21 protein-coding genes are annotated in these 23,964 nt (G+C 60.2%); 5 read left to right on the top strand and 16 right to left on the bottom strand.

Going from position 1 to position 23,964, the window contains the following annotated elements; genetic code table 11:
* Nucleotides 1–66: 66 nt before the first annotated feature.
* On the bottom strand, nucleotides 67–906 hold the full coding sequence (locus EI969_RS07020) for a hypothetical protein (protein WP_160386801.1): 840 nt from the start codon (nucleotides 904–906) through the stop codon (nucleotides 67–69).
* A 109-nt stretch (nucleotides 907–1,015) separates the two neighbouring features.
* Here EI969_RS07020 and EI969_RS07015 point away from each other — a divergent pair, with 109 nt between their 5' ends.
* On the top strand, nucleotides 1,016–1,927 hold the full coding sequence (locus EI969_RS07015; protein ID WP_160386800.1) for a LysR family transcriptional regulator: 912 nt from the start codon (nucleotides 1,016–1,018) through the stop codon (nucleotides 1,925–1,927).
* Between the two features lie 59 nt (nucleotides 1,928–1,986).
* On the opposite strand, the gene EI969_RS07010 is transcribed toward EI969_RS07015, so the two are convergent.
* From EI969_RS07010 to EI969_RS06950, 13 genes are all read right to left on the bottom strand, one after another.
* The gene (locus tag EI969_RS07010) at nucleotides 1,987–3,642 is read right to left on the bottom strand and encodes an arylsulfatase (RefSeq protein WP_160386799.1); all 1,656 of its coding nucleotides are present in this window, start codon (nucleotides 3,640–3,642) and stop codon (nucleotides 1,987–1,989) included.
* Between the two features lie 57 nt (nucleotides 3,643–3,699).
* Nucleotides 3,700–4,494, bottom strand: coding sequence for a cyclase family protein (locus tag EI969_RS07005; RefSeq protein ID WP_110658374.1), 795 nt, complete (start codon nucleotides 4,492–4,494; stop codon nucleotides 3,700–3,702).
* Nucleotides 4,472–5,476, bottom strand: coding sequence for an NAD-dependent epimerase/dehydratase family protein (locus EI969_RS07000; protein ID WP_160386798.1), 1,005 nt, complete (start codon nucleotides 5,474–5,476; stop codon nucleotides 4,472–4,474). The genes EI969_RS07005 and EI969_RS07000 overlap by 23 nt, the downstream gene beginning before the upstream one ends.
* A gap of 10 nt (nucleotides 5,477–5,486) precedes the next feature.
* Nucleotides 5,487–6,470 carry a fumarylacetoacetate hydrolase family protein gene (locus tag EI969_RS06995; RefSeq protein ID WP_160386797.1) on the bottom strand — a complete coding sequence of 328 codons (984 nt, stop codon included), beginning with the start codon at nucleotides 6,468–6,470 and terminating at the stop codon, nucleotides 5,487–5,489.
* Nucleotides 6,467–7,048, bottom strand: coding sequence for a cupin domain-containing protein (locus EI969_RS06990; protein WP_160386796.1), 582 nt, complete (start codon nucleotides 7,046–7,048; stop codon nucleotides 6,467–6,469). The genes EI969_RS06995 and EI969_RS06990 overlap by 4 nt, the downstream gene beginning before the upstream one ends.
* A 13-nt stretch (nucleotides 7,049–7,061) precedes the next feature.
* Nucleotides 7,062–8,309, bottom strand: coding sequence for an MFS transporter (locus EI969_RS06985; protein WP_160386795.1), 1,248 nt, complete (start codon nucleotides 8,307–8,309; stop codon nucleotides 7,062–7,064).
* Nucleotides 8,299–10,767: an RND family transporter gene (locus tag EI969_RS06980; protein ID WP_160386794.1), complete on the bottom strand. Its 2,469-nt coding sequence runs from the start codon at nucleotides 10,765–10,767 to the stop codon at nucleotides 8,299–8,301. Before EI969_RS06980 ends, EI969_RS06985 begins: the two co-directional genes overlap by 11 nt.
* A 4-nt stretch (nucleotides 10,768–10,771) precedes the next feature.
* Entirely contained in the window at nucleotides 10,772–11,866 is a 1,095-nt protein-coding gene (locus EI969_RS06975) for a YCF48-related protein (protein WP_160386793.1), read from the bottom strand.
* Nucleotides 11,867–11,928: 62 nt separating this feature from the next.
* Nucleotides 11,929–13,317 (bottom strand): DUF1329 domain-containing protein, encoded by a 1,389-nt coding sequence (locus EI969_RS06970; RefSeq protein WP_160386792.1) that lies wholly within the window; start codon nucleotides 13,315–13,317, stop codon nucleotides 11,929–11,931.
* Nucleotides 13,318–13,329: 12 nt separating this feature from the next.
* Nucleotides 13,330–15,027: a DUF1302 domain-containing protein gene (locus EI969_RS06965; RefSeq protein WP_160386791.1), complete on the bottom strand. Its 1,698-nt coding sequence runs from the start codon at nucleotides 15,025–15,027 to the stop codon at nucleotides 13,330–13,332.
* 44 nt (nucleotides 15,028–15,071) lie between these two features.
* Nucleotides 15,072–16,196, bottom strand: a complete 1,125-nt coding sequence (locus EI969_RS06960; RefSeq protein ID WP_110658383.1) for an FAD-dependent oxidoreductase — start codon at nucleotides 16,194–16,196, stop codon at nucleotides 15,072–15,074.
* A gap of 87 nt (nucleotides 16,197–16,283) precedes the next feature.
* Nucleotides 16,284–16,694, bottom strand: a complete 411-nt coding sequence (locus EI969_RS06955) for a Rieske (2Fe-2S) protein (protein WP_160386790.1) — start codon at nucleotides 16,692–16,694, stop codon at nucleotides 16,284–16,286.
* Nucleotides 16,695–16,703: 9 nt separating this feature from the next.
* Nucleotides 16,704–17,633, bottom strand: coding sequence for a VOC family protein (locus tag EI969_RS06950; RefSeq protein WP_160386789.1), 930 nt, complete (start codon nucleotides 17,631–17,633; stop codon nucleotides 16,704–16,706).
* A 277-nt stretch (nucleotides 17,634–17,910) separates the two neighbouring features.
* On the opposite strand from EI969_RS06950, the gene EI969_RS06945 reads away from it, so the two are divergent.
* Nucleotides 17,911–18,873, top strand: a complete 963-nt coding sequence (locus tag EI969_RS06945; RefSeq protein WP_160386788.1) for a LysR family transcriptional regulator — start codon at nucleotides 17,911–17,913, stop codon at nucleotides 18,871–18,873.
* Nucleotides 18,874–18,932: 59 nt separating this feature from the next.
* Nucleotides 18,933–20,090 (top strand): S9 family peptidase, encoded by a 1,158-nt coding sequence (locus EI969_RS06940; RefSeq protein WP_160386787.1) that lies wholly within the window; start codon nucleotides 18,933–18,935, stop codon nucleotides 20,088–20,090.
* 474 nt (nucleotides 20,091–20,564) lie between these two features.
* Here the strand turns inward: EI969_RS06940 and EI969_RS06935 are convergent, their stop codons facing one another.
* Nucleotides 20,565–20,951 carry a nuclear transport factor 2 family protein gene (locus EI969_RS06935; protein WP_160386786.1) on the bottom strand — a complete coding sequence of 129 codons (387 nt, stop codon included), beginning with the start codon at nucleotides 20,949–20,951 and terminating at the stop codon, nucleotides 20,565–20,567.
* A gap of 259 nt (nucleotides 20,952–21,210) precedes the next feature.
* On the opposite strand from EI969_RS06935, the gene EI969_RS06930 reads away from it, so the two are divergent.
* Nucleotides 21,211–22,560, top strand: a complete 1,350-nt coding sequence (locus tag EI969_RS06930; RefSeq protein ID WP_160386785.1) for an amidohydrolase family protein — start codon at nucleotides 21,211–21,213, stop codon at nucleotides 22,558–22,560.
* 11 nt (nucleotides 22,561–22,571) lie between these two features.
* Nucleotides 22,572–23,018: a heme-binding protein gene (locus EI969_RS06925; protein ID WP_160386784.1), complete on the top strand. Its 447-nt coding sequence runs from the start codon at nucleotides 22,572–22,574 to the stop codon at nucleotides 23,016–23,018.
* Here the strand turns inward: EI969_RS06925 and EI969_RS06920 are convergent.
* Nucleotides 23,003–23,938: a LysR family transcriptional regulator gene (locus EI969_RS06920; protein ID WP_160386783.1), complete on the bottom strand. Its 936-nt coding sequence runs from the start codon at nucleotides 23,936–23,938 to the stop codon at nucleotides 23,003–23,005. The two genes, EI969_RS06925 and EI969_RS06920, sit on opposite strands and share 16 nt — an antisense overlap.
* Between the last annotated feature and the right edge of the window lie 26 nt (nucleotides 23,939–23,964).

The following is a 23,964-nucleotide window of genomic DNA, read 5'->3' as shown; positions in this document are numbered from 1 at the left end:
ATAAACCGGCCGCAAACACGTGAAGCAAAGGCGTGAATCAATTGCAGTTATTGTTATGGGTGACACTCAAACCAATGGCTCGACCGTGGTGCGCCCGTAAAACAGTTGGCGGGCATAATCGCTGAATTCGACATTGGGTTGATCCACATAGGCGAACACTGCGTTGAGCCGCAACCGGTCCCCTTCCACCGGCGTTACCCGATGCAGTGAATAGCGACCACGGAACAATGTCAGGGTGCCCGGCACTTGCGGCAGCACTTCCACCTGCTGGGTTTTCGGGTCATCGAGGAACTGCCTGACCGCGTCATGGCAATCGTCGTTTTCGTTGCGCAGCATGCGCACGTACTCGAAATCCCCACCGGCGCTCGCCGCCTGGAGGGACAGCGTGACACTGAAGTCGGATCGATCGAAATGCCATCCCAGCTGCTGCCCTGCGGTGAATCCCTGCAGGTTGAGGGCGGCCAACGGATCGGCGTGCCGATAGAGCGCGTCCAGGTTCAGCACATCCTTGATGAAACACAGTACATCGTCCGATTGATAGATCTGCCGGATCGAGTGGTCGGCAGGAATATCGGCATAAGCCACGGTGTCTTTTTCGGTGTCCATCAGCCGTCGCAGCGGATGCTGCGCATCGACGCCCTCCTCCTGGGGTTTGAAATAAACCGTGTGCTTTTCCCGAAAATGGAACATGCGCGGGTGCAGTGCCAGGGTTTGGTCCGCCATGGCGACAACCGATTGATCGCGAACGAACCCCGGGAAGATTGCAACGCCCTCCTGCCCCAGCAACGACTGGCTCTGAGCGACCAGTTCAAGGTAAGCGGGATGGCTGCGATCGGTAATGGGGTAACGCTCCAGGTCGACGATATCGCCCAGGGTCAATACAGGTGTGAAAGGCAGGTTAGTCATTGTTGTTGGTCTCCGGTGGGCTCTGCTGGATTCAGATTGCAACGGCACCAAAAACAAGTCACGCTCATAATTTTACGCAATTTTGTGAATTATTTTCAGGTCGCCTGCCATGAGACTGACGCTCGATCACCTTGTGATGTTGAAAACCCTGTCGGAAGTCGATTCGGTCACAGCCGTGGCCGAGCGTCTATGGTTGACGCCTTCGGCTGTGAGTCATCGTATTCGCGAAGCCGAGCGGCGGCTTGGGGTGAACCTGACGGAACGATCGGGCGGAAAACTGCGGCTCAGCCCTGCCGGTGTGCGCCTGGAGCGAGCCGCCAGGGACATCATCGCGATACTCAATGAGGCCGAGTCCGAGGCCCGGTCCATGGCCGGTGGCGTCACCGCTTTTGTCCGCATGGGCGTCACCTCCTACGGCCCGTTTCGCTGGATTCCGAAATTCATCAAGCACTATTCCAGCCTTCGGCCCGACATCGAAATCACCCTGGTCACCGTGCCCCGCGATGACGTTTACGCGAGCCTGATGCAAGGCCGGCTCGACGTGTCCATCATCGATGACGGCATGGTGCCGAGTGGCGTGGCAAAACTGCCGCTGTTTCGCGATGACCTGATTGCGATCATGGCCACCGACCATCCCCTGGCGGGCAGGACGAATATCTACGCCGAAGACTTCAAGACCTACAACCTGGTGACCTACTCGACCGATCGCGCCAGCGGTTGGGAGTACGACCGGTTCTTCGCCCCCGCCAGCATCTTGCCGCGCCGCATGATCACCGTGGAGTTGATCGAAGCCATCGTCGAACTGGTGCGTTCAGGCTACGGAATCAGCATATTGCAACGCGACCTGGTGACCCCCAGTCTCGAGCGCGGGGAATTGGCGTGGGCCGCCCTGAATGACGGACTGGATATCGCCTGGAACGCCATCGTCCGCCCTTCGGAGCGGGACGACAGTGAGGTCAATCAAATGGTCAGAGCGCTTGATGCGTGGATAAAGAATGCTGAAACACTTGGGCACCGCTAATAAAGCCGGGCGTTCAAACGTTCAATTCCCAACGTTCCGGAACACGCAAGGACTGAGGGTTAATGCGTCGCAAACACCACGCCCACCTGCTCTGCATACTTTAACCAGGCATCCTTGAGCCGCTGCACCGTCTCAGGCTGGGAGGCAGCCAGGTCTGTGGTTTCGCCACGGTCCTGTGCCAAATCAAACAATTGCCATTGCAACGGTTGCACGCTTGCGCCAAAGCCTGCCTGGGGTCGCAGGCCCAACAGCTTGAGATTGCCTTCTCGGTAATAAGCATTGCCGAACAGCTCTCCGGCCAGGCTGTCGTTGCCGTGCGGGCTGCCATTACCGGCAAGCATTGACAGCATTGATTTACCGGTGATCGGGTGTTTACTCGTGTCCGTTGGCGCTTCGTTTGGCAATGCGATACCCGCCAGTTCCAAAAAGGTTGGTGCCAGGTCATCTACCCGCGCAACACCGCGCTCCATGCCTTGGCGACGCAGTGTCTTGGGCAGTTGGATGATCGCCGGCACGCTGATGCCGCCCTCGGCGGTGGTGCCTTTGAACAAGTGGAACGGCGCTGCACTGACCTCGGCCCAGCGCAGGCCATAGTCGATCTGAGAACCCTTCTGCCCGAGGTTGGCAAAGCCATTGTCAGTGTGCACGCCCGGCGGATAGAACTGGGTGTGGTTCTCCCCGGCCGCACCGTTATCCGACATGAACACGATCAACGTGTTGTCGTACTGCCCACTCTCGCGCAGATAATCGATCACCCGGCCAATGTTATGGTCAAGGTTATCGACCATGGCGGCGTAGATTTCCATCTTCCTCGACTCGACACGCCGCTGTTCAGGACTCAACTGGTCCCATCCCGGCAACGTTGGATTGACCGGTAGCGGATTCGCAGGCTGGGCATCCCTGGCTATCAGGCCGAGGCTTTTCATCCGTTCGATCCGGGCCAGACGTACGCTGTCATACCCCTGATCAAATTGTCCCTGGTACTTGTCCAGGTATTCCCTGGGTGCTTGTAGCGGCCAGTGCGGCGAGGTGTAGGCGGCGTAGGCGAAAAACGGCTTGCCGTCCTTTTTGCTGTTTTGCAGGTAGCTGATCAGCTTGTCGGTGTAGAAATCCGTGGAGTAAAAGTTGTCCGGCAACGTCACGGCCTTGCCGTTTTCACGATAGTGCACTTGCTCGATTTTAGTCGGATCGACACTCGAGGGTTTGAAGTGTGCAGCACCGCCCTCAAGCAAAGTGAAAGACTGCTCGAACCCCCGTTGATCCGGGCCTTGATCCGCCTCCAGCCCCAAGTGCCACTTGCCAACCATCAGCGTGCTGTAGCCGCCTTTTTTCAGTAGATCGGCAATTGAATAGGATCGCTGGTTCAAATACCCCTCATAACCTGGCTTGCCGCGTTGAAAGGGTTGCAGCGCTTCAGCCATGGTGCCGAGCCCGGCGAGGTGATTGTCGGTGCCGGACATCAGCATCGAACGCGTGATCGAACAGGTGGGCGCCGCGTACATGTTGGTGAACTGCACACCATCGTGGGCCAACTGATCCAGGGTCGGCGTACTGATGTCACCGCCATAGCTGCCCAGGTCGGAGTAACCCAGGTCATCGGCCACAATCAGCAGGATATTGGGCTGTGCAGATTCAGCGCTGGCCGCCATGACCAGACTGCTGCCCAACGCCAGCATGGCCGTCAATAAAGTTTGCGGCAGACGAAAAAGAGGCATGTTGTTTCTCTTGTTGTGTTTTGATCGAGGACTTTTCCTGCTGTTCCCCCAGGCGCCCTACTCTTCGAATATCGCTACCGCTCGCACAAATCCGGCCGACGCGTGCTTGATCTTGTAGGGGAAGCATGACACCACGAATCCACTGGCCGGCAGGGATTCCAGGTTGGCGAGCTTTTCCATTTGCCCATAACCGATATCGCGCCCGGCCTTGTGCCCTTCCCAGATGATCGAGGCATCGCCATCGGCTGCAAAGCGCTCGCGGGTGTACTTGAACGGCGCGTCCCAGCTCCAGGCATCGGTGCCCACGACCCGCACGCCACGTTCCAGCAGATACATCGTGGCTTCACGACCGATGCCGACGCCGGCATCCAGATAACCCGGTTGCCCGAACAACGCGCCGGCACGGGTGTTGATCAGCACGATGTCCAGCGGCTGCAATTGATGGCCAATTCGCGCCAGCTCGGTTTCGATCTCGTCGGCGGTCACCACATGACCGTCCGCCAGGTGCCGAAAGTCCAGCTTCACACCCGGTTGCAGGCACCAATCGAGCGGTAACTCGTCGATGCCAAACGCCGGCTGGCCGCCGTCGGTGGTCGAGGCGTAATGCCAGGGCGCATCCATGTGCGTTCCGCTGTGGGTGGTGATGTGCAGCCGCTCGGCCGCCCAGGATTCGTTGCCCGGCATCTGCTCGAGTTGCAAACCCGGGAACATCGCCGCCATCTCCGGCCAGCCTTGCTGGTGATCCATGTAATCGATTTTCGGCAACAACGGTGGCGGATCGGTGTAGGGGTTATTGTCCAAGGTGACCGAGAGGTCGACGAGACGACGTTTAGGCTTGGTTGGCAATGACATCAAAGGTCTCTCCGGTGAGCGGCAAGCGTCGGGGGGCCGCGGGATTCAGGGAATTGCGCACCAGCGCGGCAGCGTTGCGGTCATGGCTGAAACCGGCAGCGCGCGCCTGAGGTGTTTTCAATGGCGGCAGACGTCCGAACAATGCTTCCAGGCGAGCGTCAGGCGCGAAGCTGATCAATGCGCGGCGCTCCTGCCCGTAACGCTCAGCCAATGCATCGATGACCTGGGCAATCGACAAATGCAGCACCGGCAACTGCCACACCCGTTGAGTTCCAGGCACGTCGCCATCGAGCTCCGCAGCGTGGATCAGGTTGTTCACGCAACAGCGGGCGGACATCCACCACGCCGTCGCCTCTGGCGAGACCGGGCATTGATAGGGTTCACCTTCGGCAAAGGCCCGCATCAGGTCGCTCATGAATGCAGAACGCAACCCGTTGGGTTCGCGGGGTCGGGCGACGATGCCTGGCAGGCGCAACACACGACCGTCCACATCTCCGCGCCGGGCCAGATCGCTGATGGCGCTTTCCACCATGGCTTTGTGGGTGCCATAGGACAATTCGGGACGCAGTTCGGCAGTCTCGTTCATGCGTGCCGGAAGAACCCCGCCGTACACCGCCACGCTGCTGGCGTACACCAAAACAGGCGGCTGGCTTTTGTTGCGCAGCTGGTTGAGCAATTCCAGGCTGGCCAGCAGATTGACCTGGTATCCGAGTTCGTACTGTTCTTCTGCCGCGCCACCTGGAATGCTGACCAGATGGAACACCACGTCGATGCCGTCGGCCAATACCCGACGCATCAAGGCCGGGTCGGTCACACTGCCGAAATGACGGCGAAGACGGGTGTCGTCCGGCAAGTCCTGCAAGTCTCTATCCAGCACCAGTAACGTGCCAATGGCTTGCCCTCGCAAGTTGCCCTGCGCCAGCAGGCAACGCACCAGCTCACGGCCGACAAAACCATTGGCACCGGTAATCAACACACGCATAAGCCGCTCCTCAGCCTTGGGCCTGAACGATGCATTGATCGATTGCGCCGAACAGCGACTGTCCATCGCTGCCGGTGACATCCATGTGCACGCGGTCGCCAAAGCGCATGAAGCCGGTTTGGGCGGCGCCATGCTCAATCATCTCGATGGCACGGCGCTCGGCGATGCACGCCGAGCCCGCGGCTTTTTCGGCATTGGAGACCGTACCGGAGCCGATCAGCGTGCCGGCGCGCAGCCTGCGGGTGAGCGCGGCGTGAGCGATCAACTGGCCGAAACTGAAGTTCATCTGCCCGCCGTGCGGATGACCAAACCACTGGCCATTCCAGTGCACCTGCAATGGCAAATGCACGCGACCGTCGCGCCAGGCATCGCCCAATTCGTCCGGTGTGATGGCCAGCGGCGCGAAGCTGGAGGACGGTTTGGCCTGCAAGAATCCAAAGCCCGTGCGCATTTCCCGAGGGGCCAGGGCGCGCAAACTGACATCGTTGATCTGCAGGATCAGCTTGATATGTTGCTGCGCCTGTTCGGCGCCGCAGCCCATGGGCACATCATCCACCAGCACCACAAACTCGCCTTCGAAGTCGATGCCCTGGCTCTCGCTCGGCAGCGCGATGTCGTCGCGTGCGCCAATGAAATCGTCGCCGGCACCCTGGTACATCAGCGGCGTGTGTTCGACGCCGTCGATGGGGTCAAGATTGAAAGCCTTCTGCATCAGCGCACCGTGGCTGAGAAAGGCCGAGCCATCGCACCATTGATAGGCGCGGGGCAGTGGCGCCATCGCCTCGACAGGGTCAAAGGCAAAGGCACCCGCCGCCTCGCCCGCATTCAACTGATTCGACAGCTGCTGCAAGCGCGGCTCGACGCGACTCCAGTTCTCGATGGCCTCCTGCAAGGTGAGCGCCACGGAACGGGCATCCAGCGCCCAGGCAAGATCCCGCGAAACCACCACGAGTTGACCATCGCGACTGCCGTTTTTCAGGGTGGCGAGTTTCATGCCGATGCTCCCTTGCCGTTGCTCAATTCATCGGCATAGCGCCCGTCGAGCAAGATGAAAACCATGCGCGCCATCGCTTCGGTGCGGTTGCTCCAGGCATGATTGGTACCGCGTTGAACCACCACGTCGCCGCGTTTGAGGTGCACTTCTTCCTCATCCAGCACCAACCAGACTTCACCTTCGGTGACGATGCCGTAGTCGAGGGTCTCGGTGCGGTGCATCAATTTATGCCTGGAGTCACGCTGGCCGGTGCCTGCATGGGATTCACCGATTTCGGCGAACACCGCCGCGGCATCTTCAGCGCTGACCTGGTTCTGCACGCTGTCCGGCGGAATATCCACCACCCGGATAACACTGCCCTGTGCCCCGGGACTGAGTTGCAGGGGTTTGTTGCTGGGGTCGCTGGCGTTGTCGAGCGAAGCCGGGGTGGTCGTGCTGTTCCACAGTTCATGAAACACCGTGCCCGGCACCGCCGACAGCGCGAACACGTTCGGCGTCGGCCCGTTGCTGGCGACAATGGCCTGGCCCTGCTGATCGTGACCGGTGACCACTCGTTTGAATTCAGGAAGCGCTTGCATGGAAAATCCTCGTTCAATTTTTGTCGGCGAGGGTCGTGCCACCGACCACAACGTTTGTGTCGTGCAACAAACCACCCAGCCTGGGCACGGCCAGACAAAACACCGCCACCAGCAGTTGCAGGCCACCGACGATGGCCAATGCCTGAGGTAGCACCGTGGAGTCACCACGGGTCATGCCAAGAACAACGAGAGGGCTGATGAATTCGCCAGCGAAGATCGCGGCGGTGAAACACCCAGCCGCCCGCCCGCGCTGATGAAAACCGACTTGCGCCATGATCCAGGTGATCAGTGTCGGCAGCATCAAGCCGATGCCCAGGCCATTGATCGTCACTGCAACCACGACCTGCGTATGGGTCGCGGCAGCCGCCATCAATAACCCGCCAATGCCTGCAAGTACGTAGGCACTCATCAGCAGATGCTGCCCTCGCATGCCACTGAACAATCGAAAACTCAGTGCACCGACCAGCACGCCCAGTTGGTTGGCGCCCATGGTCATGCCGATTTGTTGTGGAGCATCGACGTGCAGCAGGTTGAGCAGATACCCGGCCTGCACCGGCACGATGAACAGGCTCAAACCTGCCAACAGCGACAACACGTACAGGGGTGTAAGCCCGCGCCACGGGAATTTTCCGGTAGGCAATGCCTGTGAAGGTTGCTCAGGCTGCGTGCGGGCTTGCGGCTCCCACAGCTGCCAGGCCATCAGCGGCAGAAAAATCAAACCGACGGCGTACAACGCAAACGGCGTACGCCAGTCGTTCTGCCCCAGGAAGCCACCCAACGCGATGAATGCCGCAGCCGACAAAGACGTCGCGACCATCTGCAAGGCAAACAGACGCTCGCGTTTGGCACCGCTGTAGTAGTCACCCATCAGTGTGGTGCAGCAGGTCATGATGCCCGCCTCGGCCAAACCAATGCCGGCACGGCTGAGCACGATGGCCTGCAGCGACTCGAGCCAGAGCGGCAGCACGCCGCAGAGCACATACAGCACCATGCTCGCCAGCAGTAACGGCTTGCGCCCAAGTCGATCGGCAATCAGCCCGGCGAACGGTGCCAGCAAGGCAATCACCAACGCTGGCAGCGTCAGTACGATGGGGACCAGCACGGCGCTGCCGTCGACGCTGGCAAAATGCGCCTGCATCCTCGGCAACACCGGGGCCAGCAACACTGCGCCCAGCACTGGCAAGCAGCTGCCCAACAGCAGCAACAGCGATTGCGCCACTCCGGCTTTCCGAGCAGGTTTTACGACGGTTTCAGCGACCATGACAGGGCTCCTTGATTTGCAGGTGTTGAACGTGCGCACCCACTGCCTTCTCGGCATCCGTCTCGTTGGGCATCGCCGCAACGGCAACCTGCGCCTTGCTGCGTGCGGGTAACAGGAAGTACGCCAACGCCGGCAGCAACACCAACGCGCCAACCATGTTCCAGACAAACATGAACGCCAGCAGCACGCCCATATCGGCCTGGAATTTGATGGGTGAAAATGTCCAGGTCGCCACGCCGATGGCCAGGGTGATACCGGTCAGCATCACCACCTTGCCGGTGGAAACCAGGGCGCGGTAATACGCTTCAGACAGGCTCTCCCCCTGGCGCAGATGCCCCAGGAGAATGCTCATCACGTACAACGCATAGTCGACACCGATGCCGACGCCCAAAGCGATGACCGGCAGCGTGGCGACTTTCACACCGATGTTCAGCCAGACCATCAACGCTTCGCAGAGGATGGACGTGAGCATCAGCGGAATCACCGCGCACAGCGTGGCGCGCCAGGAGCGGAAGGTGATCAGGCACAGCAGAATCACCGCAGCGTAGACCCAGACGAGCATCTCGCGGTTGGCTTGCTTGACCACGATATTGGTCGCCGCCTCGATGCCGGCGTTACCGGCTGCCAGGAGGAATTGCACCTCGTCGGTGTTGTTCTCGGCGGCAAACTTTTCCACGTGTTCGACCAGGCGGGTCAGCGTCTCGGCCTTGTGGTCGGTGAGGTAGGCGTACAGGGTCAACAGGCTGCAATCTTCGTTGTACAACCCCCGCGGCGCGCTGGCGGTGATCATGTTGAGCATCGCCTGGTTGTTCTGCAGCTCGTACCACTTCGGATTGCCCTCGCTGAGCCCCACCAGCATGCGCCGGTTCAGCAACGCCAGCGAGTTGGTCGAGTCAACGCCCGGCAAGGCGCGCAGTTGCCAGTCGAGGGCATCGACCTTGGCCAGAATGTCGTAGCGCGCACAACTGCTGGCGGGGGTTTTCACCATCACCGCGAACAGGTCGCTGCTGGCGCCGTAATGACGGGTCAGAAAAGCATCGTCCTGGTTGTAGCGCGAGTCCGCACGCAGTTCCGGCGCACCGGCGTCGAGGTCACCAATTTTCAGTTGCAGGCTGACCAGAAAGCCGAGCGCTGCCAAGGCGAGGCTGATGGCGATGCACAGGCTGGCCCAGCGCCGATGGGTGAACAGGTCCAGAAAGCGCCAGAACCCATGGCGCTGCTGACCGCTTTGCTCGGCCTGTTCGCTCTTGAGGCTCAGTTGCGCGGCACGCGGTGTCACGCCGACATAAGAGAGCAACACCGGCAGCAGAATCAGGTTGGTGAAGATCAGCACCGCCACGCCGATGCTGGCGATCACCGCGAGGTCTTGAATGACCTGGATCTTGATCAGCATCAGCACCGCAAAACCTACGGCATCACACAAAAGCGCTGTCAGCCCGGCGAGGAACAGGCGCCGGAAGGTGAATCGCGCAGCCACCACCCGGTGCATGCCACGCCCGATGTCTTGCATGATGCCGTTCATTTTCTGCGCGCCATGGCTCATGCCGATGGCAAACACCAGGAACGGCACCAGCACGGAGTACGGGTCTAACTGGTAATTCAACAATGGCAGCAGTCCGAGCTGCCAGACCACCGCCACCAGCGAGCACAGCACTACCAGCACCGTACTGCGCAGGCAGCGGGTGTACCAGAACAGCACGGCGGTGGTGATCAGGATCGCGACGGCGAAGAACAGCAGGATCTGCTTCAGGCCGGCGATCAGGTCGCCGACTTTTTTCGCGAAACCGGTGATGCGAATATCGATGTCATCGCTTTGATAGGTGCTGCGCAGGGCTTCCAGTTGCGCGGACAAGACCGCGTAGTCCAACGCTTTGCCGTCAGGGGTGGTTGCCAGCAACGGCACGTAGATGATGCTGGAGGCCTGGTCGAACGCTACCAGTTGACCGAGTTCGTTGGAGCGCTGCACATTGCGCCGCAGTGCATCGAGGTTGGCGGCGGTGCCGCTGTAGTCATCCGGGACCACCGGGCCGCCGTCGAGACCGTCTTCGGTGACGGCGACCCAGCGCGTGGCCGGTGTCCATAGCGACTTCATGTACGCCCGGTCGATGCCCGGCAGCAGGTAGAGTTTGTCACTCAGCGCCTGCAAGGTTTTCAGGTACTGGGCGTCATAGATATCGCCGTGTTTGTTGGCTACCACGATCCGCAGCGCGTTGCCTAAACCCGTGAGCTGCTTCTGATGCTCAAGGTAGTTGGCAATGTAGGGCTGTTGCGTGGGGATCATTTTTTCGAAGCTGGCATTGAGCTCGATACGGGTGGCTTGATAACCCAATACCAGGGTCGTCAACACACACACCAACAAGACCCACAGGCGGTGATTGAACAGTGTGCGTTCCACCACTGAACCGGAGCATGGATCGAAATTCGCCAGGCTTGCCGTGGCGTTGTCGAAAGACTTCATAACCTCACTCCGAAGCGTTGGCGATTGACGGCGACAGGCGCGTCAATCCAGTGAAACCCGCCAGCGTCAGGCTGCCGTCGGCGGCCTGGATAACACTGGAGACGGGCTTGCCGAGCGGTTTGCCGATAGGCTTGAGCATTGCGCCGGGCGGGTTGTCGGTGCGAAACAAGGCGCCACTCTGATTGACCAGCAACAACTGGCCGTCGTCGGTACGGATTGCATCACTGAAAGACACCGGCATCGTCACCGGCGCAGGCTGGAAGCTCTGGCCCAGGTCGCTGGAGACAAACGCATTGCCCTTCAACCCGGCCACGAGCAAGACACCGTCATCGCGCATCTGCACGGTAAAGAAGCTCCCCGTGTAAGGGCTTTCCAACTGCGCGAATGAATGACCGGCGTCGTCCGAACGAGCGAGGTAGCCCTGCTCGCCCGCCAGGAACCAGTGTTGTCCCTGTTGGGTGATCGCAGACAAGTGCGCACCCATCGGGTTATCGATGTTGCCCATGATGGATTGCCAAGTGACGCCGCCATCGTCGGTGCGAAAGGCAAGGCCATACGCCCCCACGATCAAGCCGTGTCGGGCGTCCACAAATTGCACGGCTAGAAACGGCTTGTCAGCGCCCTCGCCGGCCAGTCGTTCAGCCGTTTGCACCCGCGCGGCGGCCGCCTCCTGGTCGTTGGCCGAAGGCAGTTGCTGACGAGCACCTGCCAGTTCTATCTGTGCGGCACGCAGCCCATCGAGTTGCACAGCCCAGTGCTCACCGCCGTCATGGGAGACCAATACGACACCCGCATGCCCGACGGCCCAGCCCGTATCCGCGTCGATAAACTGCACGGCCGTAAGGCTGACGGAAACCGGTACCGCCGTTTGACGCCAGCTCACGCCGTTGTCATCGGAAAGCAGCACGATGCCCCGTTCACCGACCGCCACCAACCGCGCACCCGCACGGGCCAGGTCCAGCAACACCGCGGATTTCGCCTGCGGCGCCTGCATCGCCGGCGTATCGAGCGTGTCGCCCACCGCAGCGGCATGCGCCAGGCTCAACGGCAACGCCATAAGACACATGAGCCGACCCACCACCTGACAGATTCTGTTCATTACCGACCTCGACAAACCGTTTGAAACCGGATCACGGTCCACTCACCGCGACCCGGTCCGTCTCAACGAACCCCGGCACCCGCCATTGCCGCCGGCGAAAATTCGGAGGCCTTGTAGCGATCCACCATGCCGTACTGTTCTGGCAGGCCTGTGTAGACGTTCTGGATAAACCAGGCGCCGGAGGTCAGGTCGTAAAAGCCCGAGGACAATTGCGCCTGCGCGGGCAGGTCCGGGAGTACCGCTGGCAACGACCACAACGTCTTGGCCAGTTGGCCGTTGGCGTCCCAGCGGTCGCCCAGCATGGCTTGCCAGGTGTCCTCATCGAGGTAGTAGCGGCCCTTCGGCAACTGGTGACGCTTGCCCGGTGCCAGGTCCGCTTCCACGACCCACACCCGGTGCAATTCCCAGCGCACGTAATCCGGGTTCATGTGGTGAGCGAGGAACAGGTCTTCAGGTTTGGCGGCGGCTTGCACCTTGTTGGTGTTGTAGGGGATGTACATCTCCTGCTTGCCCACCAGTTTCCAGTTGAAGCGGTCCATGCGGCCCTGGAACACGCTCAACTCGTCGAACGACATCACCCCGGCAGTCGCGGGTGTCGGCGTATCGCAGCAGGCATTGGGCAGCTTGCGCACACGGCGCTGGCCGGTCAGGTAAACGTGCGCCTGGGACAGGTCGCCGTTGATGTTGGTGCGGCCCATGATCTGCTCGCCGGCGCGCAATGGCGGACCGACGTTGAGCAGCCGGAACAGCCAGTAGTCACCGGCAAACGACTCCGGCGTCCCTTCCTTGTAGTAATACGGCATTTCCTGAATGGCCTGGCCGTCGGTGGTCATCACCTGCTTGCCGTCTGCAGTCATCAGGTAGTGACGGAAATGCATCGACACTGAGGTGCCACGCCAATTCAACACGTGGTTCCACATGGCTTCGGCGCCGTTTTGCGGGATCGGAAACGGGATGCCGCCAAAGGCGCCTTCAGGTACCGGACCTGCGCTGCTGTCCACCAGTTTGGCGCGGGTGGCGTTTTTCAGGGTGTTGTCATACACCCATTGAGGCGCGGCGGCGGTGCGACGTGTCGGGTAAACGTCGATGCGATAAGTGTCCGGGAAACGCTTGAACATTTCCTTGGTGCCGTCGCTGAGTTTGCCGGCGTATTGCGCCAGGTTTTTCGAGGTGATGCTCAACAGCGGCTTGTCAGCGGCAAACGGGTCGCTGCGCTTGCCGCCTTCTTTGAACGAAGGGTCGACCTTGGTGTAGCCACCGTCCCAGGCGGGAATCGAGCCGTCAGCGTTACCGGCGCGCTCGGCCCCGAACGGTGTCAGGCTTTTCGACAGTTTGGCCGCGTCTTCGGCCGTCGCTGCCAATGTCACCTGACTGCAAATGGCCAGGCTTCCGAGCAGTGCCAAGCCAAGGGCTTTGAGCTTGAAGGCTGCGGTTTTCTTGTTGTGGGTCATGCGCAAGTCCTCTTAAAACGTGGTCTTGACGGAGAAAGCCAGGTAGTCCCGGTCTTTCAGCGATTGTTTGTAATTGAACTGGCTGGCGGCGTTGAGGTTGGTGTCTTCGGCGCCGTAGTAATGCGTGTAGGTCAGGCCGGCGGTGACGCGATCCAGGTAAGTGGCGGTGATGCCGATGTTCATGTCGCCGCCGTTGTCCGGGCCGAAGGAGCTGACAACGGCCGATTTGCCCAGCGGGAAGTAGCTGAGGCCGACCGGGAAACTGATGTCGATGCCGGAGAAGAGTTGGCGATAGGTCGGGGTGTAGACCACCTTGAACCCGAGGCCGTCGTCGGTGGCATTGGGGTCGAGGGCTGCACGGTTTTTGGTGACGCTCAGCAGTCGGTTCCAGGCGATCTCGCCGACCAGTCCCGATTCCCTGGCAAGGAAGTTCGGCCCGAACGAAGCAAGGACGTTGAGGTTGACGTGGGCAGTACGGCCGACCGCGTAGAGGGCGTCGTCATCGTTGTCAGCCACGACCCCGGGCAGCACGGTTTGACCGTTGGAAACCAGCGGCATGTTCCAGCGCATCGAGGCTTCACCGGCGAAGCTGTACTCATCAACCGTGGTAGAAAAACTGGCGCCGAAGGCACGAATGTCTTCCGGGTAGACCCAGTAGTATTCGCCGATCTGGCCCGTGCTGAAGTTCGGTGCACCGGCGGAGGGCTTGAGGTACAGCTTGGGGGTTTTGTCGTGATACTGGATCGCGTACAGGCCGTACTCGACCGTTTCCGCGCTGTACTTCAACTGCAAACCGCCCTGCCCCGAACTTCGTGCTTCCTTGTCATTGCCGTGGAAGAACGCCGCCGGACTGCCGGGATTGCCACCGAGAAACGCAGGGAATGGCGCCCCCACGATCAGGCGTTCGTTGCCTTCACCAATGGTGTCGCTGGTGGAGAAATAGCTGCCGGCACCTGGCAGGCGTGTCTCTTCCCATTCCAACTGGTAGTAGGCACCGAGCGACACGTCGTCGGTCAGCTGAAAAGTCCCCGACAGTTGATTGACCGGACGGGTGATTTCCTTGAACTGGGTGTTGGGTACGGACTGCGCCTTCACCACGTCGACCGGGCCCATGCCACCGGCAATCCCGTTGGCCCCGAAGAACAGGCTCTCACCCCAGATCAAGCCGTGGCGGCCCGCACGCAAGGACGTGGCGTGATCGGCCAGTTCGCCGTTCCAGTACACGAATGCATCGAGCAATTCACCGTCACCGCCATGCAGGTGACGGGTGTCATCGGTAAATTCGTCGTAGGCTACGGAACGGGCGTTGGCACGCGCCGGATCGTCGTTGTCATTGTCGTGTTGATAGGCGCTGTCGTACCAAGCGGCGCCACTGAGGCGCGCACCGACGTTCTTGAACGACATGTCCAGTTCGGAGAGGATGTCCGTGCGATTGGAAATCAGGCCTTTTTTGAACGCCCGATCGCCATCGTCCTGGTTGAGTGACACCTGCCCTTCGGTCAGTTTGCTGCTGGGATTTTGGGTGCGCCATGCGGCGCTGTACTTCACTGTGTTATCCCAGCGCAGGTTGAAATCAGGATTGCCGGTGTCTACCTGAAAGGCATGGGCAGCCTGGCTGCACAGCACCAGCGCAGCGGCCAAGGTGAAACCAAAGGGTGCAGACGTGCAGACCGGGCGGCGCGCAAGCGTCGCAGTCGTGGAACTAACCATCGCATTAACCTCTTGTTTTTATAGTGGTAACTGCTGTGGGTGAATCAAATGGGCTCGGCCGTCAGCGCAAGCATCTGCTTGACCAACCCGATCCGATCGAACTCGCGGTCGTGCTGCATTTCCTTGTCGCCAGCCAACACCGAGCTTTCGCTGATGTACTTGCAACGCTCGAACCGGCGCGCCATGAAGCGCTGGAGAACCTGCTCGATGCTGCCGTCGCCAGTCAGTTCTTCACTCAGTACGATGGCGTCTTCGATCGCCATGCCCGCGCCCTGTCCCAGATGTGGCGTGGTCGCATGGGCAGCGTCGCCGATCAACAGGACACGACCGCGGTACCAGGGCTCGTTGACGAAGACCACCTCCATGGGCTTGTAAACCACTTGGCTGCTGTCGGTGATTTGTTCACGCAACTGACCAATGAGGCCGGTGAAACCTTGCAGGCGCTGACGCATCTGCTCGGCCAGCGTCTGTGGGTCCATCCAGGGATTGGACGGTTCGTGGGAGGTGAGGAACAGGTACATCAAGTCACCAGCCAGTGGCACCAGGCCGGCGTTGCCGTCAGCGCTCTGGTAGTTGGCGAGGTGATCGATTTGCGGGTCGCGAGGGAAGTTGTAGCGCCACACCGATTGACCCGTAAACCGTGGTTTGTAAGTGTCACCAAACAGCAGGTCGCGCACTTTGGAGAACAAGCCATCGGCGCCCACCACAAGGTCGTAGTCACCGCGGCTGCCATCGGTGAACAACACGTCGATGCTGTCACCCTGGTCATTCAGGGTTTCCACACTGAGCCCCAGGCGTACTTTGGCGCCCAGCTCCAGGGCGGTTTCACTGAGGACTTTATGCAGTGCCAGACGTGAAATACCGACGTTCGCCGGGTAGGCAGGCCCCGCCAGGCGCTGACCCGGAATGCGCGCCAATTGCTGGCCGGCCGGGCCATAGATGGCGACGTCTTCAAAGGCGTACGCCGCATCCAGATAACCGTCGAGCACGCCGAGCTTGGCCATCTCGCGGACGACGTTGCTTTGCTGGATGATCCCGACACCGTAAACGGTCCATTCTGACTTGAGTTCGATCAGATCGACTTCAATGCCCTTGCGTCGCAGTGCAATGGCCGCACACAAACCACCAATACCACCGCCCACGATCAGAACTTTGTTCACTGCACTCATGGCTTACTCACTTTTTATTCTTGTGATTCGATGCAGCGCCGGGCACTGCGTCGTCAGGTTCAGCTTCCTGTCAAAGCAGGGATTTGACTAATCGCGAGTAGGGATGCGATGTATCGCCAAACGCGATACCTCAACCAACCCTGACAACGCCGTCGCTACAGGCATTTGCAGCACCACCCAACCCTCCTCCAGGCGCCATGGCAACGCGTCCAGCTTCTGGCCCAGACACGGGCCGTAGACGCATTCGCCGGTCTCCGGAAGAAACTGCGCACCGTGGGCGTAACAGACGATCAACTGACCATCAGCCGACAAAAACCGGTCCTTGCGGTACTCCAGGCGCACATCCAGATGCGGGCAACTGTTGCGATAAATCCGCACCTGCCCCTCGTGCACCAGTGCAAAGACACTGTCCCTGCCACGCTGCAATGGATCGAAGCCGCGCGCCTGCCCTTCCACCAGTTCGTCCATCCGGCACAGGGGGAAATCGCTGTGATCCATGACAGATACCTACCGCGGCGGGCCGCCCGGCGCCCATTTTTCCTTCGAGGTAAACAGGAACAACTGCGAGTTGTCCGCCGACAGCGGCGCACGGCGCGCCTCCCAGGCGTCATCGTGTTTGTCCATGTCGGCGTCGTATTCGATGTGGCAGCCCAGCGGACTGTTGAAGTACCAGAACCAGTTGGAGCCAAAGAGGTGACGACCAGGGCCCCAGAAACTGGTCCAGCCTTTTTGCTCGAAGCGCGTACCGGCCAGCAACACTTCAGTGCCGCTGCCCATGTGGAAGGTGAAGTGTTCGCAGCCCTTCATGTGCGGCGGGGTCTGGATCATGAACAGGCAATGGTGATCATCGGAACCCGCAGGGCGCATGAATGGCCCCGCGCCGATGAAGGTGTCGGTGGTCCTGAAGCCCAGGCGTTCGGCGTAGAAGGCTTCGGCCTTGACGGCATCGGGGACGAAATACACGACGTGCGACAGCGTGCGTGGCACCGCAGCCATTTCGAGGGTGATGCCCGGCTGGTTAAGCGGACGCTGTGGTGCGTGGCCGGCAGCATTGGTCAGGTCATCAGGAGCGTTGAAGGGCTTGCGAACGCTGACCTGGAAAGCAATTGCAAAACCCATGTCGTCGACGCTGTGCAGCACGCCGTTTTCACGGGTGACCTGACGGTCTCGCGCCAACTCGTCTTCGATGGCGTCGAGGTCAGCCGCGCTGGCAACACCGTAGATGGTTTCGCGAATCGAAGGCGCCGGGCCGATGGCAGCCGGCAGGCTCGGGTCGTCCGCACGGCGAATGATCACGGCAGTGCCGTCCAGTGCTTCAAAACGCCCGCCATTGCTGTCGACGTCAACCGGCGCCAGGCCGTAATCACGCAGGCAATCGGTACAGGCTTGGATGTCATCGACGCCAAAAATCAGGGCATCAAGGCCAATGATGTTCATCGCTACCACTCCATTGAAATTAGTATCCGGAAGCAGGCACCGAGGGCTCGACAGGCCCGTCAGCGATGCATGGAATCCGGTGGTGGTGTCGGCGAAAAGTCCGACTGCGGCGAAGATTGCCGTGCGGTTTGGCAGCTGACTAATCGCAAGTGGGGATGTGACCTATCGGCAAACGCGATACCTGAGCGTGCTGGGTATCGGCTCACGGGCGGGGTTGACGGGACGATGAATTAACCGGAATGTATCGTGAAAATAAATACAAGAACGGACATGCCTGATGCGTTTCAATCACCTGGATCTGAATCTGTTGGTCGCACTCGATGTACTGCTCGAAGAGCAGAACATCACCCGCGCCGCCGAACGCTTGCACATGACGCAGTCCGCCACCAGCGGTGTATTGGGACGCCTGCGTACCTATTTCGAGGACGAACTGCTGGTGCAAGTGGGGCGTAAAATGCAGCCCACGCCTTACGCGCAGGAGCTCGCCAAGCCCATCCGCGAAGTGCTGCTGACGATCCAGTCGTCGATCACCGCCAAGCCGGTGTTCGACCCCACGACCAGCAAACGACACTTCCGCCTTGTGACCTCGGATTATCTGATCAGTGTGCTGTTTGCCCAGGTGATTCAGAAGATCCATCAGGAAGCGCCCAACATCACCTTCGAGATGCTCGGCCCTGGCGACAATTCCGGTGAATTGCTGATTCGCGGCGAGGTCGACCTGATGATCGTGCCTGAGCGCTACATCATCGAAGGCCACCCTCACCAGCTGTTGTTCGAAGAGGACCACGTCTGCGTGGTCTGGCAAGGCAATACCCTGGTCGGCGACAGCCTGACCCTTGAGCAGTACATGGACATGGGCCACGTGTCTGTCGGCTTTGGTCGCACCCGGCACTTGAGCATCGAAGAATGGTTCATGAACCAGTACGGTTTCAACCGCCGTATCGAAGTCATCACCAACGACTTCAACACCCTGCCACAACTGGTCGTCGGCACCCAGCGCATCGCCACCATGCACCAGCGTCTGGCGCGGTTGTACGCCGAGCACCTGCCGCTGCGCATCCTCAATCCACCGGTGAGAATACCGGTCATGCGTGAATTCATGCTCTGGCACCGCAGTGTCGACGGCGACCCCATGCATCGCTGGCTACGTGAACGCATCAGCGAATTCATCCAGCATCTTGAGCATGATCATATCGCCGCTCGCGATACCTCCCATCCCGAGTCACGATTGGCGCATTAGTCGGCGCGTCCTTAACGTGCCTTGTGAACGACAAGGCAACCACAAGGACAACAACAATCATGTTCCGTTATTTCCCGACCAATTACGTGTGGAATCTCTCCGTCGACCTGGCCATCGAGATGGGCGCCCGCATGGGTGAAATCGAAGAGATGTGCGCGCCGCTGCAGGACGCCGCCCAGCAACCCGACGCCGCTGGAACCAAGGCGTTTCGCGAAACCTGGGCGAAGATGGCCGACAAACTCTGCGGCCTGGCCGAGGAAGATGAAGGCCATGGACGACTGCTGTCCGCCGGCGAAAAATACAACCGCGCGGCCACCTACTACCTCACCTGTGAACGTTTGCAGGCGCATGGCGCGCCGGGCCGGACGGAGCTGTACCAGCGTTTTTTGCAGACATTCAAACGCGGTATAGAACTGTCTCGCGAGAACTGTGAACGCGTAGAAATCCCCTACGAGGGCAAACACATTTCCGGCTTGCTGGTGCGTGCAGAAGGCGTGAGCGGCCCGGCCCCGATCCTGGTGCAGGTCAACGGACTGGATTCGACCAAAGAAATGAAATATCGCGTCGGACTGCCGGCGTGGTTGGCCAAACGCGGTATTTCATCGTTGATCATCGACCAACCCGGCACGGGAGAAGCACTGCGTCTGCATAACCTGGTCGCACGTTTCGACAGCGAACATTGGGCCAGCCGGGTGGTCGACTGGCTGGAAACCCGTAGCGATGTGGATGCCAAGCGGATTGGCCTGGAGGGCGTCTCGCTCGGCGGCTATTACTGCCCACGTGCCGTGGCGTTTGAACCACGGTTTGCCTGCGGTGTGGTGTGGGGCGCCAACCATGACTGGCGCGATGTGCAAAAGCGTCGTCTTGAAAAAGAAGGCAGCTTCCCGGTTCCGCACTATTGGGCGCACGTGTGCTGGGTGTGGGGGGCGAAAGATATGGATGAGTTCATGGCCATCTCCGAAAACGTGCACCTGGATGGCGTGCTGGATCGCATCAAGGTTCCGTTCCTGGTGACCCACGGTGAAAAGGACTCACAGATCCCACTGAAGTGGGCGCATCGCACTTACGAGCAATTGGTCAACAGCCCTAAACGAGAACTTAAAATCTTCACCGAACGCGAAGGTGGCGTGCAACATTCCAGCTTCGACAACAGCATCAATGCGGGTCATTACATCGCCGACTGGATTGCCGAAACATTGGGCGGCCACACCGCGTAACCTGCTCCCGCGATGGCGATGTCACATTCGCCATCGCCATCGCCAGCAAGCCGGCTCCTACAGACTTGTGTGATGCCAAACAATCCGAACTCACCCACGATCCTGTGGGAGCTGGCTTGCCGGCGATGGCGGCATCACATTCGCCATCGCCAGCAAGCCGGCTCCTACAGACTTGTGTGATGCCAACCAATCCGAGCTCACCCACGATCCTGTGGGAGCTGGCTTGCCGGCGATGGCGGCATCACATTCGCCATCGCCAGCAAGCCGGCTCCTACAGACTTGTGTGATGCCAAACAATCCGAACTCACCCACGACCCTGTAGGCGCTGGCTTGCCAGCGATGGCGGCATCACATTCGCCATCGCCAGCAAGCCGGCCCCTACGGATTTGTGTGATGCCAAACAATCCAGGCTCACCGACGATCCTGTGGGAGCTGGCTTGCCGGCGATGGCGTTTTGTCGAGCGCCGAACGAGCTCAGTTGGGTCCTCGGGTACCCTGGAAGGAGGTGATCTGCCACCCTTGCTCGCCAAACACCCAGACCTGCGTGGCAAAACCCTCCCCGCGAATCGACTGATCACCGCCCCGCTTACGCAACGTGTTGCACTGCGTACCGGTCATGACCGCCAGGCCTTCGCCATAAAAACGGATCAGCAATTCTCCCCGCTCGATGTCCAGATACTCTACGGCGCTTTTCGCGTACTCCAGATATTGCGCCTTGCCTTGCACCAATCCCGTGGTATGCACATACACCAGATCATCGGCGAACAGGTCGGCGACACGCGAATAGTCTTCCTCTACCAATGCCCGGCGGCGCTCTTGCTCAAGTGCCAGGAGTTCAGCTGTTGCGGATGCGGTGGTCATGGGGACTGCTCTCTATGGATGATGAGCGCGCACCATAGACGCCCGATCAGGCTCATAAAAAATCGCCAATCACGATGCCTGTCATCGTCACTCGCGATACCCGCCCCTTGAACCTGACCCGCGTCGCAAAGCCCCATTCCTGCTGACGTACAGCCGCTATCGACGCCATCAATACGTGAGCATTGATACAAGTTGCTGGTGGCTGCCATGGCCCTGCCCTAGCTTCGCTTTGCATAACAATCAGCAAAGCGGAACTGCCATGAATGCCCTGCACCTGAAATGCCAGACCTTGTTCGACGGTACTGGCCTGCAAACCCGTCAACAGCAAACCCTGATCGTGGAAAACGGATTGCTGTCCTATGTCGGTCCAACGGCCCTGGCGCCACAGCCGCAACCCGGAGACACCCTGCTGGACGCCGGCGACAACTTTGTCATGCCGGGCCTGGTGGATGTGCACACCCACTTGGCTTTCGGCAACGCGCAGAGCGAAGAAGACATCGATATCTGGACCAGCGACGAATTCCGCGCACTGCGTGGCATGTTCTTCGCCCAACATGTGCTGGCTGCCGGGGTCACCAGCATGGTCTGCCCGGGCGATAGCGGCCAACTCAGCATCGCCGTGCGCAACGCAATCGCTGCCGGTTTGTTTGAAGGCCCGCGAATTGCGGCCAGCAGCCGGGTCATCACCAATCGGCAGAGCCTCAACGACTGGTTCCCAAGCCGCGTAGGCGCCCCGGAATTTTTTACTGCGCGCCTGGTTACCAGCCGCAGCGAAGCGCTGGCTGAAATCCGCAAACAGGCCAAGGACGGCGTCGACCTGATCAAAATCGCCATGGACGGCACTCACCGCCGCCCGAATGGCGAAATCATCGCCGCGTTCACCGCCGAAGAAACCTGCGAGATGGTCGAAGAAGCCCATCGCCTGGGCTGCAAAGTGGCGACCCATGCCTACGGCCGTGAGGCTGTGATGTACGCCGCACGCGCCGGTGTCGACCTGGTGTTCCATGCCTTCTACATGGACGACGCGTGTATCGAGGCCTTGCTCGACGCCGGCAGCATCCTGGCGCCGACCATGACGTTTCCGCAAAACACCGTGGACTTCTGCCAACCCCACGATCCGGCCATCACTACCGGTTACGCTGGCTACTGTGCCCGTACCCTGGAAATCGGTTCGGCAGTGCTCAAGCGTGCCAAGGCAGCTGGCGTGCCTTTCGCGTGTGGCAGTGACAGCGGTTTCGCGGTAACGCCCTATGGCGAGTGGCACGCTCGTGAGCTGGAACTGCTCGTCACCCGATTGGGCTTCACACCCGCAGAAGCGCTGTATGCCGCCACCAATGTGGGTGCGCGCTGCATGCCACGCAGTGAAACCATCGGCACCCTCGAGGTGGGCAAGCAAGCCGACTTCCTGTTGCTCGACGGTTCGCCGTTGCACGACATCCGCATCCTGCAAGACCGCTCTCGCCTTAAAGCCGTGTACAAGGCTGGCCAATCCGTGCGCATGGAGCGCAGTCCCTACAACCCCAAACAGGTATCCGATTTCAACTCGTTGAAGTGGACTGACCTTTACACGCGAGACCGAGTAGCCCAGTTGGGCAAGTGGGCACAATGAGGACCAACATCATGCAACTACTCGACTTGATGACCGCCACCAACATCGCCAGTAACGCCATCCGCTTCGCTCGGGAAATGGGTATCAACCCCCTGGCGGTCGCGGTGCTGGATGCCGCGGGTCATCCATTGGCAGTCTTGCGTGATGAAGGTGCGAGTTTCCTTCGACCACAAATTGCCACCGGCAAGGCACGGGGTTGCCTGGGAATGGGTTTTGGCGGACGAGAACTTGCACGGCGCGCGCAAGCAATGCCGGCATTCTTCGACGCCATCAACAGCCTGACCGGCGGCGAAGTGATACCCGTCGCCGGCGGCGTGCTGATTCGCAACGCCGAAGGACTGATTCTGGGTGCCATTGGCATCAGCGGCGACACGTCGGACAATGACGAACGATGCGCTTTGCAGGCGATTGCCCAGGCTGCGTTGGTGGCGGACAACGGCGATCAGGTGGCGCGCTGATCAAGCAACGCGGCCTGCTCCGATAACAGGCCGCGAAACCACAGCATTGCCGGGTCATGGTCCTGATAAGGATGCCACTGCAATACCTGGACAGCGTCGGGAAATGCCAGCGGTGCCGGGTGAATACGCAGTGGATAATGTTGAGCGAAACGCTGCGCCTGGCGGCGAAATACGGTGGCGATCCGCTCCGTACCGACGATGAATTCGGGCATCAACACGAAGCTTTCAAGGGCCACCGCCACTCGCCGTTGAACACCCAACTCATGCAGGTGCGCGGCATCCATCGCCAGGTTTCGGCCATCGGCAAACTCGCGAACCACGTGTTGCGCACCGCAATAGTCGGCCAGGCTCAAGCCTTCGGCGAACCGGGGTTGCCCAGCACAGACGATGCAACAGAGCTGGTCGGTCATCAGTGGTACATGGGGATAAGCCGGGTTCAATCGCCCCTGAGGCACAATCACATAATCACTGCGGCGATAATCGAGTGCTTCGCTGACCACGTCACCGTCACGCGGTACAGGCATATCCCGCAGGCTCAAGCGCACGCCTGGTGCGACTCGGGCCAATTGAAGACTGACGGCCGGCAGCAGGACGCCAGCCACGTAGTCGGAAGCCACCAATGTGAAGTGTCGGTTGCAACTGGCCGGTTCAAAATTGACCGGTGCATCGACAATCTCACGGGTCAGTGCCAGCGCTTCACGCACTTTTGGAAGCAGTGCCAGACCGAGTGCAGTCGGCTCCAGACGCCGTCCGACCTGGACCAGCAACGGATCATTGAAATGCTCGCGCAAACGTCCGAGCGCCGAACTGGTTGCCGACTGCCCCAGGCACAATCGCTCGGCAGCCCGGCTGACGCTGCATTCGCTCAACAACGCATCCAGGGCGACCAACAGGTTCAAGTCAAGACGTCGATAACGCATGGTTTGCCTGGCTTGCGTCCAGAAGG

Origin of the sequence: Pseudomonas sp. PB101, assembly GCF_009764265.1 — a bacterium.
Lineage (GTDB): Bacteria > Pseudomonadota > Gammaproteobacteria > Pseudomonadales > Pseudomonadaceae > Aquipseudomonas.
The sequence above is the reverse complement of the archived record's forward strand: the minus strand, read 5'-3'. Positions and strand labels throughout refer to the sequence as shown.

Bases quoted from the DNA above. Each gene is read 5' to 3' on its own strand.
- EI969_RS07020 (WP_160386801.1), bottom strand. From the start codon at position 906: ATGACTAACCTGCCTTTCACACCTGTATTGACCCTGGGCGATATCGTC.
- EI969_RS07015 (WP_160386800.1), top strand. From the start codon at position 1,016: ATGAGACTGACGCTCGATCACCTTGTGATGTTGAAAACCCTGTCGGAA.
- EI969_RS07010 (WP_160386799.1), bottom strand. From the start codon at position 3,642: ATGCCTCTTTTTCGTCTGCCGCAAACTTTATTGACGGCCATGCTGGCG.
- EI969_RS07005 (WP_110658374.1), bottom strand. From the start codon at position 4,494: ATGTCATTGCCAACCAAGCCTAAACGTCGTCTCGTCGACCTCTCGGTC.
- EI969_RS07000 (WP_160386798.1), bottom strand. From the start codon at position 5,476: ATGCGTGTGTTGATTACCGGTGCCAATGGTTTTGTCGGCCGTGAGCTG.
- EI969_RS06995 (WP_160386797.1), bottom strand. From the start codon at position 6,470: ATGAAACTCGCCACCCTGAAAAACGGCAGTCGCGATGGTCAACTCGTG.
- EI969_RS06990 (WP_160386796.1), bottom strand. From the start codon at position 7,048: ATGCAAGCGCTTCCTGAATTCAAACGAGTGGTCACCGGTCACGATCAG.
- EI969_RS06985 (WP_160386795.1), bottom strand. From the start codon at position 8,309: ATGGTCGCTGAAACCGTCGTAAAACCTGCTCGGAAAGCCGGAGTGGCG.
- EI969_RS06980 (WP_160386794.1), bottom strand. From the start codon at position 10,767: ATGAAGTCTTTCGACAACGCCACGGCAAGCCTGGCGAATTTCGATCCA.
- EI969_RS06975 (WP_160386793.1), bottom strand. From the start codon at position 11,866: ATGAACAGAATCTGTCAGGTGGTGGGTCGGCTCATGTGTCTTATGGCG.
- EI969_RS06970 (WP_160386792.1), bottom strand. From the start codon at position 13,317: ATGACCCACAACAAGAAAACCGCAGCCTTCAAGCTCAAAGCCCTTGGC.
- EI969_RS06965 (WP_160386791.1), bottom strand. From the start codon at position 15,027: ATGGTTAGTTCCACGACTGCGACGCTTGCGCGCCGCCCGGTCTGCACG.
- EI969_RS06960 (WP_110658383.1), bottom strand. From the start codon at position 16,196: ATGAGTGCAGTGAACAAAGTTCTGATCGTGGGCGGTGGTATTGGTGGT.
- EI969_RS06955 (WP_160386790.1), bottom strand. From the start codon at position 16,694: ATGGATCACAGCGATTTCCCCCTGTGCCGGATGGACGAACTGGTGGAA.
- EI969_RS06950 (WP_160386789.1), bottom strand. From the start codon at position 17,633: ATGAACATCATTGGCCTTGATGCCCTGATTTTTGGCGTCGATGACATC.
- EI969_RS06945 (WP_160386788.1), top strand. From the start codon at position 17,911: ATGCGTTTCAATCACCTGGATCTGAATCTGTTGGTCGCACTCGATGTA.
- EI969_RS06940 (WP_160386787.1), top strand. From the start codon at position 18,933: ATGTTCCGTTATTTCCCGACCAATTACGTGTGGAATCTCTCCGTCGAC.
- EI969_RS06935 (WP_160386786.1), bottom strand. From the start codon at position 20,951: ATGACCACCGCATCCGCAACAGCTGAACTCCTGGCACTTGAGCAAGAG.
- EI969_RS06930 (WP_160386785.1), top strand. From the start codon at position 21,211: ATGAATGCCCTGCACCTGAAATGCCAGACCTTGTTCGACGGTACTGGC.
- EI969_RS06925 (WP_160386784.1), top strand. From the start codon at position 22,572: ATGCAACTACTCGACTTGATGACCGCCACCAACATCGCCAGTAACGCC.
- EI969_RS06920 (WP_160386783.1), bottom strand. From the start codon at position 23,938: ATGCGTTATCGACGTCTTGACTTGAACCTGTTGGTCGCCCTGGATGCG.